Origin of the sequence: Nocardia rhamnosiphila NBRC 108938 (genome assembly GCF_000720425.1) — a bacterium.
GTDB lineage: Bacteria > Actinomycetota > Actinomycetes > Mycobacteriales > Mycobacteriaceae > Nocardia > Nocardia rhamnosiphila.
Window position 1 is genome coordinate 339,955 of record NZ_JOAJ01000008.1, and the last position, 13,633, is coordinate 353,587.

Sequence of the window (13,633 nt, forward strand, 5' to 3'; positions counted from 1 at the left end):
GTGGTGCGGAGCGGTTCGCAGCGCCGATGCCGCAGGTGCTGTTCGACCGCCTTCGCGGCGGCCACGTCGAGCGATCGGTGGGGAGGCCGCTTCCGGCGGCAACGGGTCGCTGCGCGCCGGGCGTGTCCCTGGTGTGCGGCCCGGCCTGTCCGGGTTGGTAACTTGAACGGCGTTCAAGGTTTCGTGCGGCCGGCCGCGGTCGCGCTACGAGTGGAGGATCGCCGTGCTCGCCGCCCCCGCAGAACTCACCGCCGCGCAGATCTCCGACCTCGACGCGCGCTATGTGTGGCACCCCTACGGCGGCTTTCCGCCCAGCACCGAACCGCTGGTCGTCACCGGGGCCGCGGGCACCCGGCTGACGCTGGCCGACGGCCGCGAACTGGTGGACGGGATGAGTTCGTGGTGGGCCGCAGTCCACGGCTACCGGCACCCGGTCCTCGACGAAGCGCTGGTGGCGCAGTCGCGCCGGATGAGCCATGTGATGTTCGGCGGGCTCACCCACGAACCGGCGGCCCGATTGTGCGAACTGCTGGTGCGGCATACCCCCACGGGCCTGGACCGTGTGTTCCTCTGCGATTCCGGTTCGGTCGCGGTGGAGGTCGCGGTGAAGATGTGCCTGCAGTACTGGCGGTCGGTGGGGCGCCCGGAAAAGCGCCGGCTGCTGACCTGGCGCGGCGGATATCACGGCGACACCTTCACGCCCATGAGCGTGTGCGATCCGGAGGGTGGGATGCACGCGCTGTGGACCGATGTCCTGGCCGAACAGCTCTTCGTCTCCGCGCCACCCCGGGACTACCGCGACGATTACGTGCGGGAGCTGGAACACGCCGTCGCCCGGCACGCGTCCGAGCTGGCCGCGATCGTGGTGGAACCGGTGGTCCAGGGGGCGGGCGGGATGCGCTGGCACGATCCCCGCTACCTGGCCGACCTGCGCCGGCTGTGTGACGAGCAGGGGGTCCTGCTGGTGTTCGACGAGATCGCCACCGGGTTCGGGCGGACCGGCACGTTCTTCGCCGCCGAGCAGGCGCGGGTCGCACCGGATGTGATGTGTGTGGGCAAAGCACTCACCGGCGGATATCTGACCCTCGCCGCCGCGCTGTGCACGAGCGAGATCGCCGAGTCCGTCAGCGCCGCGCACGGGGGACTCATGCACGGCCCGACGTTCATGGGCAATCCGCTGGCCTGTGCTGTCGCGGTCGCCTCGGTGGAACTGCTGCTGGCGCGCGACTGGCAGGCGGAGGTGGCCAGGCTCGGTGCCGGCCTGCGCGCGGGTCTGGCTCCGGCGCGGGAGCTGCCCGGGGTGACCGAGGTGCGGGTGCTGGGCGGTATCGGAGTGATCGAGCTGGATCGGCCGGTGGATATGCGGGCGGCCACCGCGGCCGCCGTCGCCGCGGGCGCCTGGATCCGGCCGTTCCGCAACCTGATCTACGCGATGCCGCCCTATATCAGCGACGGCGCCGATATCGCGACCGTCACCGCCGCCATGGTCGCGGCGGCCCGCGCGGGTTCGTGAACCGGCCCCGGCCCCGGTGGCCGCATGCCACCGGGGCCGGGGCCGCGGCGGAACCCCGTTCCGGGGATCAGTGTGGTGCGGCGGACCCGGAATCGTCCCGGCGGGCACCGCTCTCGGCGAATGCCCGGGCGTAGCGGGTGCCGGCGATGAGCAACAGCACCCCGACCACCAGGAACGCGGTCACCCGGATGAGTCCGTCGAGGGTGGCCAGATCGAACAGGAACAATTTCGCCAGCGCGGCGGCCGTGACCAGCAGCCCGGAGCCGAGTGCGACCTTGGCGGCCGTCGGCGTCCCGCCGCTCAGCCGGCGCAGCCCGTACAGCAGGGCGGCCAGCGCACCGGCCATCCAGACGATGGTGGCGATACTGTGGCCGACGACGAATCCGTCGGCGGTACCGGAGACCACCCCGAGCGAGACGGTCGTCGCGGTCACCAGGTAGAGGGCCGCGACGCTACCGCCGACCCACAGCAGGGTGCTGCGGGAGTCGGTGGATTCGCCGGGACGCCGCGATGCGGTGAACCGGCCCGAACCCCACAGCGCCACCGCGACCACCGCGAGCCCGGCGATCGCCGAGGCCGCGGTCCCGGCCGAGAGTTCGCGCACGGCGACCCATTCGGTGGACAGGGTGCCCGGACCGGCGACCACCAGGAAGGCGAGCCCGCCGAGGGCGGCGTACCCGGCGCCGAGCGCCGCCGCGACCCGGTTGCGGGTGCGGCCCGCGATCCCCAGGTAGCAGGCGGCGACGAGGAACAGGCCCAGGGCCAGCGTCGCTTCGGTGGTCACACCCCAGAGGGTTTCCAGCAGGGCGAACGAACCGGCGACGGCCGCGACGGTGGCGGTATGACCGGGTACGCGGGCGATGTCGCGCACCTTCGGCAGCAGCGCGGTCGCGGCGAGCGACAGCAGGACGACGGCGTAGCCCGACGAGATCGCCGTGGCGGCGGGCCGGTCGAACAGGGCGGACGCGGCGAGCAACGGGGTGGTGGCCAGCGCGCAGGTCAGGGTGGCCACGATATCGCCGGCGCGGTGCCGCACCACGACGACGGTGCCCGCCAGGCCCACCGCGGCGACCGCGACAGCGGCCACGAGCACCAGCACCTTCCGGCCGGGATCGTCGGTACCGATCGCCACGGCGACGACGGCGACCTGGGTGGCGAGTACGGCCGGAACCGTGCGCACCAGATGCAGGAACGGCCAGTCGTACCGGTACTGCACCGGCACACAGGCCAGTTGCAGCACGATCAGGAAGGCGAGCAACGACAGCTCGGTGCTGACGAACGGGGCCAGCACCGCGGCGCCCGCGACGACGAGAACCGCCAGGGCCTGGGAACGCCACTGCACCGCCAGGCCCACCCCGGCCGCGGCGACACCGAGTGCGACGGCGAAGCCCGGTACCGGGTGCAGCCAGTCGTAGATCGTCGTCGTCGCGATCACATCCAGGTAGGCGCCGGCAAAACCGGTGGCGGCCAGCGCGACCCCGCCGACCCGGCCGCCGGTGCGCCGGTACACCCGCATACCGGCCCCGACCAGGGTCGCCGAGAACGCCGCCCCGGCGACGACGCGGGGGACCGGACCGAAGATACCGGCCTGGGCGGCCAGCACCAGCAGCATCACGACACCGATGAGGGTCACCGCCACCCCCGCGACCGCGAGCAGCCGGCTGATCACGCCTTCGCGCTGCCACCACGGCGTACGCGGCGCGGCCGGTCCGGCCGGGCCGCGGCCGGGGGGTACCGGTGGCCGGTTCCGGTAAATCGGGTACGCGCCGGCATATCTACTGTGCGGGTGCGGGGGTGGGACCGGCCAGGGCGGCTGCGGTGCGGTGGCCGCGGGGACACCCCAGGGCGCGGGGCCGGGAGGCGCCGGCACCGGGCCGCCGGCCGGTGCCGGCGCGGCCCCGCCGGCCTGCGCACCGGGCGTCCCCGCCGCGTCCGGTGTGGCGGCGGGCGAAGGGGACTGCGGCGCGGCGGGTTTCGCGGTGCCCGGTCCCTGTTCGGCCGTCGGCGCGGACGCACCGGCGGTACCGGGCTCCGACTGCTGCGGTGTCGCCGCACGTACCTGCCGGTGCAGCGCCTCCAGATCGCGGCCGAGGGTACTCAGCTGACCACCGAGTGTGGTGAAACCGCCGGCGATCGAGGTGAACTCGCCGGACAGGCGGGCGACCAGCGCCGGATCGATCGAAGTCGTCATACCTCGATGGTCGGCGGCCCCCCGGCCGCGCGGATGAGTAGGACTACTCGGGCCGGCGCCGGGATCTACCCGAATCACGCGAAGCTACCGCGGCATCACTCGTCGAGACCCTGCTCGATCACGTAGCGGGTGAGCTCGACCCGGTTGGCGAGCTGTAGTTTGCGCAGGGTGGCCTGCACATGGTTCTCGACCGTGCGATGGCTCAGATCCAACCGGGTCGCGATCTGTTTCGCGGACAGGCCCTTGGCGACCAGCCGCAGCACTTCGGTCTCCCGGTCGGTCAGCGCGGGCCGGTGCGGGGCGCCGGGATCGGCCGGGGCGGTGGCCATCCGGCGGTACTCACCGAGCACCAGGCCGGCCAGCCCGGGGGTGAACACCGCCTGCCCGGCGGCCGTCGCGCGGACCGCGGCGACCAGTTCCGCCGCCGACGCGCTCTTCACCAGATAGCCGGAGGCCCCGGCCTTCACCGCATCCAGCACATCGTCGCGTTCGCCCGACGCCGAGAGCACCAGGACCCGGCTCTCCGGGGACACCCGCAGCACCTCGGCGGTGGCCAGCGCCCCGTTGCCGTCGGGCAGCTGCATATCCATCAGCACCACCTGGGGCCGGGTCGCGGCGGCCCGGCGAGTGGCGGCCGCGGCGTCCTCGGCGGTGGCGGCCACCCGGAAACCGGCCTCGGTGAGATCGCGGGACACACCCTCGCGCCAGATCGGGTGGTCGTCGACCACCATCACCGAAATCGTCTCCGCCGCCTGTCCGCTCACGCCGCCGCTCCTTCCGCGTTCGCGCCGTCCCCATCCTGCCAGAGCCACGGGGCTCGCCGGGGCGCCGAACACGCGGAACGGGTTCAACCGCGGGGAATACGGAACTCCCATTCGGTGCCCTCGCCGACAGTGGCCGCGGTGAGCAGTTCGGCGGTGCCGCCCAGCGCCGCGATCCGGCCGGTGATCGATCGCGACACGCCCATCCGGCCCTCGTGCTCGGCCTCGGTGAGCCGGCCGGGAGCGATACCGACCCCGTCGTCGCGCACACTCACGATCAGCTCCGTGCCGGTGTCCTCCAGCAGCACGAACGCCCGGGCCGCGGGGCCCGCGTGCAACTCCACATTGGCGAGGGCGGCCGCGACGGCGGCGGCGATCTCGTCGGCGGTCCAGCGGCCGAGCCGCACCGGATCGCCGGGGGTCGAGACCACCACGTCCGGCGCGGCGTGCGCGGTGAGCAGGGGGCGCAGGTCGACGGTCGTCGCGTCGCCGCCGGACGCGGCGCCCTGTTCGGAGATGAGCCGTCGCAGCGCGATTTCCTGTTCCCCGGCGCGCTGGGCCAGTTCGGTGGCCGGGCCGCCGATCGCGGTGCCGCGCCGGGTGATGTAGGAGAGGATCTGCAGGACACCGTCGTGCACCTGCCGCGCCAGCCGTTCCCGCTCCTCGGCGGCCGCGGTGAGCCGCACCGCCCGCTGAAGCTGCTCCTGGGCGCGTCGCGCCGTATTCGCGGCCAGACCCAGCGCCAGGCCCACCGAAACCAGCACCGGGGCGGTGGCATCGGCCCAGACGTCCTGGCCCCATTGCTGTCGCATGGTGATGATGGTGGCCGCGACGACCAGGCCCGAGACGACTCCCGCGACGGGGCCGCGCAGAATGGCGGCCGAGATCACCGCGTTCGCCGACCACATGGTGGTGGGCAGGGGCTGATGTCCGTGATACCAGTCGTAGTCGGCGACCAGCGGTGTCGCCGCGATCAGGCCGAGGACCACGAGATGGTCGCCGACCACCACCAGCGTGCGGGTGCGTGCGGTATCGGGGGTGTGCCACTGGGCGAGCAATAGTGCCGAAACTCCCGACCAGAGCACCATGAGCGCAATGAAAACCCAGCTCAACCGCTGGTTCTCGTAGTACCGCACGGAGGCGATCTGCTGACCCACCGCGTACAGCAGGGTGACCAGCCGGAAGGCCTGTACCGCCCGCCACAGCGGCGCGGTCGCGGCGTCGGCGGGATCGGGTTCGCCGGTCCGGTGCGAGCGCATACGGTGCCTTCCTCGTACGACTTCCGGCAGGGAAGCGGCCGGCCGGTGCCGCTGGGCCGGGAATCGCCCGGCCCTCCGTGAGCGCGGCGAGCGTGCCCGGCGCCGGGTGGACCGCGGCACGCGCCGCCGCCTCTCACACCGGATTCGGGTGGTGGCCGTACCCGAACCTTAAGGAGTCGCCGCGGCGACCGGTGGACGAATCCCCGGTTCGGCGGCGGCCGGTCCGAGATACCGCTCGGCCCAGTGCCGGTCGAACCAGCCCGGGGCCGCCGCCCGGAAACGCTCCGGGGACCACGATCCCGCACCCGCCGGTACGGCACCGATGAGTTCGACGCCGGTGACCCGCGGCAGGTCCGCCCGGTTGGTCCGGGTCGCGAGGTCGGGACGTTCGGGCCACGAACCCACCACCAGACCCGCGCATTCCACCCCGGCCTGCCGCAGCGCCCAGGTGGTGAGTTCGCTGTGATTGAGGGTGCCGAGACCGGAAGCGGCGACCACCAGCACCGGGGCCGCCAGCTCCCGGGCGAGCTCGAGCAGGGTGAATTCGCCCAGTCGCACCAGCAGTCCGCCCGCGCCTTCCACCAGTACCAGGTCGGCGGATCCGAGAGCGGCGATGGCGGTGGCGGTTTCGGCCAGGGTGAGCAGCGGTGCGCCGCAGCGGCGGGCGGCCGTGGCGGGGGCCAGCGGTTCGGGGTACCGGGCCGGTTCGACGGTCCGGGTCACGCCGGCGAGGGCGGTGACGACGGCGAGATCACCGGGTTCGCCGGGGGCGATACCGGTCTGGGCGGGTTTGCAGACGGCGACCTCGCGACCGGCCGCGACCGCGACCGCGGCCAGCGCGGCGGTGGTGACGGTTTTGCCGACCTCGGTCGAGGTGCCGGTGACGAAAAGCAGAGTCATATCGCCACCACCCCGCCGCGGGCCCGGACGAGGACCGGGGTCAGGACGACGGCGATGGTGGCGAGATCGGCGGCCGACAGGTCGGCGCGGGCGGTGATCCGCAGCCGGGAGGTGCCTTCCGGGACCGACGGGGGCCGGAAACAGCCGACCTCCAGGCCTTGTTCGCGACAGGCCACCGCCGCCTCGTAGGCGACCCGGGGGTCGCCCAGCACCACCGGGACGACCGCCGAATCAGGGGTGGGCACACCGGCGATCCGGGCTATCTCGGCCGCCCGGTCCAGCACGCGCCGGGGCAGCCCGGGGTCCCGGCGCAGGATCCGCAGTGCGGCGCGGGCGGCACCGACAGCCGCCGGCGCCAGGCCGGTGTCGAAGATCATGGTGCGGGCCGTATCGATCAGATGTGCCCGGACCCGCTCGGCGCCGAGGACCACGCCGCCCTGGGCGGCGAGGGCTTTGGACAGGGTCGCGGTCACCACCACGTCGGGTTCGCCGGCCAGACCGGTCTCGTGGACGAGTCCGCGTCCACCGGCACCGCGCACACCCAGCCCGTGCGCCTCGTCGACCAGCAGTACCGCGCCGTGTGCGCGGGTCACCCGGTGGAGTTCGGCCAGCGGTGCGAGGTCGCCGTCGGCACTGAACACCGAATCGGTGAGTACCAGGGCGCGTTCCTCGCTGCGAGTGGCCAGCAGCCGGCGTACCGCGCCGATATCGCGATGCGGGGCGATCTCCACCCGAGCGCGGGACAGACGGCAGGCGTCCACCAGGGAGGCGTGGCAGCCCGAATCGGAGACGATCAGCGAACCCCGCCCGGCCAGGGCGGTGACGGCGCCGAGGTTGGCGGCGTAGCCGGAGGCGAACACCAGGCCCGCCGCGAATCCGGTGAACTCCGCCAGTTCGGTTTCGAGAAGTTCGTGGTCGGTGGTCGTACCGGTGACCAGCCGTGAACCGGTGGACCCCGCGCCCCACCGGTGCACGGCCGCGACGGCTCCCGCGATCACCTCGGGGTGCCGGGCGAGCCCGAGGTAGTCGTTGGAAGCCAGATCCAGGCCGGTCGCGACGGCCGGGCGCGGTCGTAGGCGCCGTCGTAGTCCGGCGGTGGTGCGCGCGGCGGCGTTGTCGTCGAGCCAGGCCAGTGGATCGGGGGTCACGGGGGGAACCATACTTGAACGGTGTTCAAGGTTGTGTCGAGTGCCCCTCGGTCGAGGGTCGCGCGCCCCCGCTGTGTCAGCGGATCTCGGCGCCGAGGCGATGCCGGATACCGGCGGTGAACAGTTGCAGGCCGAAATCGAAGCGGGCCGTGGGATCCTCGGCGGCGGCGAGGGTGCCGGTCTCCGCGGCCAAGGCGCCGACGGAATCCATCTGCAGCCGGGACTGTTCGTCGACGGTGTGTCCGAGCACGTAGTACAACAATGTGTACGCGGCGAGTTCGGCCTCCGCGCGCGGGATCCCGGCGCGGATGACCGCGGCGGCGAGTCGTTCCCGGCCCTTGCTGGTGGTCAGGCGGGAGGCGTAGGTCGCCGAGACCAGTTCCGCGCCGTCCCGGTAGGTGAGCAGGCAGTCGCGCAGCCGATGGGCGAGTTCGGCGAGTGCCCCCGACCAGTCGCCGGCGCGCACCGGATGCTCCATCGGGGCGAGGATCCGGTCGGCCACGGCGCCGAGTAGTGCCTGCTTGTTCGGGAAATGCCAGTACAGCGCGCCGGGCTGGACCCGCAGGGCGCCGGCGAGCCGACGCATGGTGAGGTCGGCCAGGCCGTACTGGTCGAGGATGGCGAGGGCGCCGTCCACGACGTCGTCCCGGTGTAACTGCACGGTGCGGACCTCCCGATATCGCTGACTCCTCCTGACGCTACCCCAGCCTGAACACTGTTCAATCTTTGGCGCTACCCTGTCCTGAACACTGTTCAAGTTCTGGGTTCGGCACCGGCCGGAACCAGGAAAAACCTTTCGGACGAAGGGAACCGCCCGTGACACAGGCACCCGCCGGGACACCCGATACCGCCGCGACCACCGAGGACGTGCTGACCCTGGCGCGGGACCAGGTCCTGGAGCGCGGAATCGGGCTGACCCGCGAGCAGACCCTCGACGTCCTGCGCCTCGGCGACGACCGTCTCGAACCCCTGCTCGAACTCGCCCATGAGGTACGGATGAAGTGGTGCGGCCCCGAGGTGGAGGTCGAGGGCATCATCAGCCTCAAGACCGGCGGCTGCCCGGAGGATTGCCATTTCTGCTCCCAGTCGGGCCTCTTCCAGTCACCCGTGCGCGCGGCCTGGCTGGATATACCGAGCCTGGTGGAGGCGGCCAAACAGACCGCCAAGACCGGCGCCACCGAATTCTGCATCGTCGCCGCGGTGCGCGGACCCGACGAACGGCTGATGGCCCAGGTGGCCGCCGGAGTCGAAGCCATCCGCAACGAGGTCGACATCCAGGTCGCCTGTTCGCTCGGCATGCTCACCCAGGACCAGGTCGACCGGCTGGCCGCGATGGGTGTGCACCGCTACAACCACAACCTGGAAACCGCGCGCTCCTACTTCCCGAACGTGGTCACCACGCACAGCTGGGAAGAACGCTGGAACACGCTGCGGATGGTGCGTGCGGCCGGGATGGAGGTCTGCTGCGGCGGCATCCTCGGGATGGGCGAAAGCCTGGAACAGCGCGCCGAATTCGCCGCCGACCTGGCCGCACTCGAACCCGACGAGGTCCCGCTGAACTTCCTCAACCCGCGGCCGGGCACGCCCTTCGGTGACCTCGAGGTCCTCCCGGCCGCCGACGCGTTGCGTGCCGTCGCGGCGTTCCGGCTCGCCCTGCCGCGGACCCTGCTGCGGTTCGCGGGCGGTCGGGAGATCACCCTCGGCGATCTCGGCGCCCGTCAGGGCATCCTCGGCGGTATCAACGCGGTCATCGTGGGCAACTACCTCACCACCCTCGGCCGTCCCGCCGAACAGGACCTGGACCTGCTCGGTGAGCTCGAGATGCCGATCAAAGCACTCAACGAAACCTTCTGATCGGCGATGTCGTCCGGGGAAGGACCGAGGTCGTGAGTACTGTCGGCGATATGGACGCGCGCTACAACCCGTTCACGGGCCGGCCGATCGTGCCCGGACTCGACGAACCGATCGCCCGGGCGGTGGAAATGGGGCTGGAACCGCCACGGTTCTGTGCGCACTGCGGTCGCCGCATGGTGGTGCAGATCGACCCCGACGGCTGGTGGGCGACCTGCTCCCGGCACGGCCGGATCGATTCCACCCGCCTGGAAAGGCGGTAGCGATGGCCGGGTGGAACCGGGCCGGGACGCGGCGTGAAGTGCGCGCCGCCCTCGTCCTGCTGCTCGCGGTGATAGTGGTGAGCGTGCTGGTGGGGGCCCTGTGGGGGCTGTTGGCGCCGACCGAACGGGTGCTGGTGGTCGAGCCGGGTCGCGGCGCCGCGCTGGTCGGGGAGAGCCTGCACCGGTTCGACGCGACGGCGTTGTTCGTCGGCGCCGGGGCGGTCACCGGTTTCCTGTCGGCGGTGGCGGCATGGCGGTGGCGCCGGATGCGCGGTCCCCTCCAGTGCGCCGGGCTGCTGCTGGGCTCGGTGGCCGGCGCCTGGGCCATGGCATGGTTCGGGAACATGGTTGTCACCTGGGACAATTCGCGGCCCGAGGATCCACCGGTCGGTCAGATCGTCGCATTGCCCGTGGAGTTGGGCACTCAGCTCGCGCTGGTGGTGCAGCCGCTGCTGGCCGGACTGGTGATCCTGCTGCTGGCCGGACTGAGCCCGGCCGAGGATCTCGGGACCGGCTTCGCCAGTGCTTTCGGCGATTCCCGGCCCCAGCCCTACGCCGATCCGGAGTTCGATGACGTGGCGTATCGCCCCGGCCCGCCCGGCGCCGCGCCATTCGCCGATCCGGCCCGGGCCGGTGCGCGGACCGGTTTCGGCGGAGAGGCCGGCGGCGAGCCGCCCGCTGCTCCGCCGAGCCCGCAGAGCTGAGCTGACGGGCGCGGAGTCGAGGCCACCACGGTCACGCCGAGCAATCGGACCGCTGTCGCGCGCGGAGACACACGCGGGGTCCGACGAAGTTGCGGCACAGTGTGATCCACCGGCAGCCCGCCGGAATGCGCCGGCCGGCATACGACGGATGCGCGTTGCGTACCCGGCCGATGGGTCGCGACAGCGCGGCCGGCCGGTACGAGGTGTTCCTGTATCCCCTGTGGGCGGGACGACCGTGCGGCCGGTTACCGGGGTTGTCGCCAACGGTCGTAGGCTGAGCGAATCCGATGTGGAGACAGGGAGATTGCTTCGTGGGGTTCACCAGTGCGCTCGTGGTCGAGGAGATCGATGGGACGTTCTGGAAGGTCCGGGAACCGCTGGGTTACGCGGGCGCGGACGAACATTTCGAAGTACCCGTCGGATTCCGGACCGATTTCGCTTCGGTGCCGCGGCCGGTGGTGTGGCTGATACCGCGCTACGGCGTGTACACGCGGGCGGCCATCCTGCACGACTATCTGCTCCGCTCGGAGTCGGTGAGCAAGGTCGACGCCGACGGGCTGTTCCGGCGGGCGCTGCGCGAATGCGCGGTATCGCTGCCGCGCCGCTGGATGATGTGGGCGGCGGTGCGGTTCGGCAGCCGGTTGCAGGGCGTCTCCCCGGCGGCCCTGGCGGTGTTCACCGTGATCGCGGTGCTCTCGATCCTGTTCCTGGTGATCCCGACAGCGGTGGTGACGCTGTTCCTGCTGCTGTTCTGGATGATCGAGGTGATCGTCTGGCCGCTGGACCGCGGGGCCCGGCGCCCGGAGAAGCAGCCGGTACCGCGGCCGGAGCTGCGGACCTGATCCCGACCGCTGCGCACGAGCGGATCTCCGATGCGCGCGGGCGGGTCCACTGCCCCCTCTGACGAGCCCGCGATCGCCCGTGTACCTGTTCCGCTCCGGCTTTACTGCCCCCTCATTCGAGTCCCGGTCGGCTGCTGTATCCGCGGCCGCTCCGGCTCCGCTGTCCGTTCCGGTGAGCCCGCGGCCGGCCGCTGTACTCGCCCCCGCGCCGGCTGTGCGGTGCGCGGCTCGGTCCCGGCTCGCGGTGCGTGGGTGTTCCCGGGTCGCCGCGCCGGGGGCGGCCGCGGGCGGCGTCAGGCGCGCGGCCGGAGGGCGGCGAATTCGTCGGTGACGCGCAGTCCGGAATCGCTGAACCGGTAGACCGAGGCAGGGCGGCCGCCGGCCCGTCCCGGTGCGGCGGTGTCCCCGGTGGGGGTGATCACCTTGCGCCGCGTCAGGACCCGCTGCAGGTTCGTCGTATCGACGTCGTAACCCAGTGCGGCGCAATAGATCTCCCGCAGTGTGGACATGGTGAACCGATCCGGCGCCAGGGCGAAGGAGATATTGGTGTAGGACAGTTTCGCGGCCAGCCGCGCCCGGGCGTGTTCGACCACGGTGCCGTGATCGAACGACATCTCCGGTAGCGCGGCCACCCGGTGCCAGGAGGTGTCGTCCGGCAGGTGGGGGTCGGCGGTGAGGGGGACCAGGCCCAGGTAGGCCGAGGCGATCCGGCGCGGGCCGGGGACGCGGTCGGGGGCGCTGAACACCGACAGTTGCTCGAGGTGGTCCACCTCGCGCACGTCCACCTTCTCGGCCAGCTGCCGGCGCGCCGAGGTGTCCAGATCCTCGTCGCTGCGCAGCCGGCCGCCGGGGAGCGACCAGGTGCCGCGCTGCGGGTCCAGTGCGCGTTGCCACAGCAGGACCGCGAGTTCCCGCTGCTGGCGAGGCGGACGGCGGTCCCCGGCCGCTGCGCCGCCGTGACCTGCGGAGTTATCGGCGGGGAAGCGGCGAACCTGGAACACCGCGGTGAGCGATTCATGGATGGTGCTAAACTGGTCCACGTTTTCGATCATAAGTCGAAAACCTGGTTGAGTGCGAATCGGCAGAGGGGCCGATCGCGCGGAGGAAGGAGCGACCATGGCGACGATGGGAGCAGAATTGGCCCCGGCGCCGGGTACCGCCCTGCGGGAGCGGATCAGCGACGGGCCGTCGGGCTACACCGGGGTCGAGGGGACGCCGGAATGGGCGGCCGAGGTGAAACGCCTGGCCCGGCAGCGCAACGCCACCATTCTCGCGCACAACTATCAGCTGCCCGAGATCCAGGACGTGGCCGATCACGTGGGTGACTCGCTGGCGCTGTCCCGGATCGCGGCCGAGGCGCCCGAGGAGACGATCGTCTTCTGCGGTGTGCACTTCATGGCCGAGACCGCGAAGATCCTGAGCCCGGAGAAGACCGTGCTGATCCCCGACGAGCGCGCCGGATGCTCGCTCGCGGATTCGATCACCGCCGACGAACTGCGCGACTGGAAGGCCGAACACCCGGGCGCGGTGGTGGTGTCGTACGTGAACACCACCGCGGCGGTGAAAGGGCTCACCGATATCTGCTGCACCTCGTCCAACGCGGTCGACGTGGTCGCCTCGATCGATCCCGGCCGCGAGGTGCTCTTCCTGCCCGATCAGTTCCTGGGCGCGCACGTCAAGCGCGAAACCGGTCGCGAGAACATGCACATCTGGATGGGCGAATGCCATGTGCACGCCGGGATCAACGGCGACGAACTCAACGACCAGGCCCGGGCGCATCCCGACGCCGAACTCTTCGTGCACCCCGAATGCGGCTGCGCGACCTCGGCGCTGTACCTGGCCGGTGAGGGCGAATTTCCCGCCGACCGGGTGCATATCCTGTCGACCGGCGGCATGATCGACGCCGCCCGCGCCGCGAAATCGAACCAGGTGCTGGTCGCGACCGAGGTGGGCATGCTGCATCAGTTGCGCAAGGCCGCCCCGGGTATCGATTTCCGGGCCGTGAACGACCGCGCCGCCTGCAAGTACATGAAAATGATCACCCCGGCCGCGCTGCTGCGCTGCCTGGAGGAGAACCGCGACGAGGTGCACGTCGATCCGGAGACCGCGGCGCTGGCCCGGAATTCGGTACAGCGGATGATCGAGATCGGCACTCCGGGCGGCGGGGAATGACGCCGGGCCGGGCGTGACGACGCCCCCAC

The 13,633-nt window shown here is 71.8% G+C and carries 13 protein-coding genes; 6 read left to right on the forward strand and 7 right to left on the reverse strand.

The genetic code is table 11. The features are described 5' to 3' along the window. The first annotated feature begins 223 nt into the window (after positions 1 to 223). Complete coding sequence (locus tag IG75_RS0126005; protein ID WP_030523794.1) at positions 224 to 1,513, forward strand: adenosylmethionine--8-amino-7-oxononanoate transaminase; 1,290 nt, start codon at positions 224 to 226, stop codon at positions 1,511 to 1,513. 67 nt (positions 1,514 to 1,580) lie between these two features. Here the strand turns inward: IG75_RS0126005 and IG75_RS0126010 are convergent, their stop codons facing one another. From IG75_RS0126010 to IG75_RS0126035, 6 genes are all read right to left on the reverse strand, one after another. Then, a complete protein-coding gene (locus IG75_RS0126010; protein WP_030523793.1) occupies positions 1,581 to 3,704 on the reverse strand; it encodes a DUF2339 domain-containing protein in 2,124 nt (707 codons plus the stop codon). A gap of 95 nt (positions 3,705 to 3,799) precedes the next feature. Continuing rightward, a complete protein-coding gene (locus IG75_RS0126015; protein ID WP_051714921.1) occupies positions 3,800 to 4,435 on the reverse strand; it encodes a response regulator in 636 nt (211 codons plus the stop codon). Between the two features lie 116 nt (positions 4,436 to 4,551). Next, positions 4,552 to 5,724 (reverse strand): MacS family sensor histidine kinase, encoded by a 1,173-nt coding sequence (gene macS, locus IG75_RS0126020; RefSeq protein WP_030523791.1) that lies wholly within the window; start codon positions 5,722 to 5,724, stop codon positions 4,552 to 4,554. A 168-nt stretch (positions 5,725 to 5,892) separates the two neighbouring features. Then, positions 5,893 to 6,624, reverse strand: coding sequence for a dethiobiotin synthase (gene bioD, locus IG75_RS0126025; RefSeq protein WP_051714922.1), 732 nt, complete (start codon positions 6,622 to 6,624; stop codon positions 5,893 to 5,895). Next, positions 6,621 to 7,784, reverse strand: coding sequence for an 8-amino-7-oxononanoate synthase (locus IG75_RS0126030; protein ID WP_030523789.1), 1,164 nt, complete (start codon positions 7,782 to 7,784; stop codon positions 6,621 to 6,623). Before IG75_RS0126030 ends, bioD begins: the two co-directional genes overlap by 4 nt. A 64-nt stretch (positions 7,785 to 7,848) precedes the next feature. After that, entirely contained in the window at positions 7,849 to 8,433 is a 585-nt protein-coding gene (locus IG75_RS0126035) for a TetR/AcrR family transcriptional regulator C-terminal domain-containing protein (RefSeq protein ID WP_030523788.1), read from the reverse strand. Positions 8,434 to 8,588: 155 nt separating this feature from the next. On the opposite strand from IG75_RS0126035, the gene bioB reads away from it, so the two are divergent. From bioB to IG75_RS0126055, 4 genes are all read left to right on the forward strand, one after another. Further along, positions 8,589 to 9,626, forward strand: a complete 1,038-nt coding sequence (bioB, locus tag IG75_RS0126040; protein WP_030523787.1) for a biotin synthase BioB — start codon at positions 8,589 to 8,591, stop codon at positions 9,624 to 9,626. Between the two features lie 50 nt (positions 9,627 to 9,676). After that, positions 9,677 to 9,886: a biotin synthase auxiliary protein BsaP gene (bsaP, locus tag IG75_RS0126045; RefSeq protein WP_030523786.1), complete on the forward strand. Its 210-nt coding sequence runs from the start codon at positions 9,677 to 9,679 to the stop codon at positions 9,884 to 9,886. Between the two features lie 2 nt (positions 9,887 to 9,888). Beyond that, complete coding sequence (locus IG75_RS0126050) at positions 9,889 to 10,590, forward strand: DUF2567 domain-containing protein (protein ID WP_063834191.1); 702 nt, start codon at positions 9,889 to 9,891, stop codon at positions 10,588 to 10,590. A gap of 311 nt (positions 10,591 to 10,901) precedes the next feature. Next, complete coding sequence (locus IG75_RS0126055) at positions 10,902 to 11,432, forward strand: DUF1353 domain-containing protein (protein ID WP_036515167.1); 531 nt, start codon at positions 10,902 to 10,904, stop codon at positions 11,430 to 11,432. A gap of 293 nt (positions 11,433 to 11,725) precedes the next feature. Here the strand turns inward: IG75_RS0126055 and IG75_RS0126060 are convergent, their stop codons facing one another. Next, the gene (locus tag IG75_RS0126060) at positions 11,726 to 12,484 is read right to left on the reverse strand and encodes an NUDIX hydrolase (RefSeq protein ID WP_030523783.1); all 759 of its coding nucleotides are present in this window, start codon (positions 12,482 to 12,484) and stop codon (positions 11,726 to 11,728) included. Positions 12,485 to 12,548: 64 nt separating this feature from the next. Here IG75_RS0126060 and nadA point away from each other — a divergent pair, with 64 nt between their 5' ends. Further along, positions 12,549 to 13,604 carry a quinolinate synthase NadA gene (nadA, locus tag IG75_RS0126065; RefSeq protein ID WP_036515165.1) on the forward strand — a complete coding sequence of 352 codons (1,056 nt, stop codon included), beginning with the start codon at positions 12,549 to 12,551 and terminating at the stop codon, positions 13,602 to 13,604. The last annotated feature ends 29 nt before the right edge of the window (positions 13,605 to 13,633 follow it).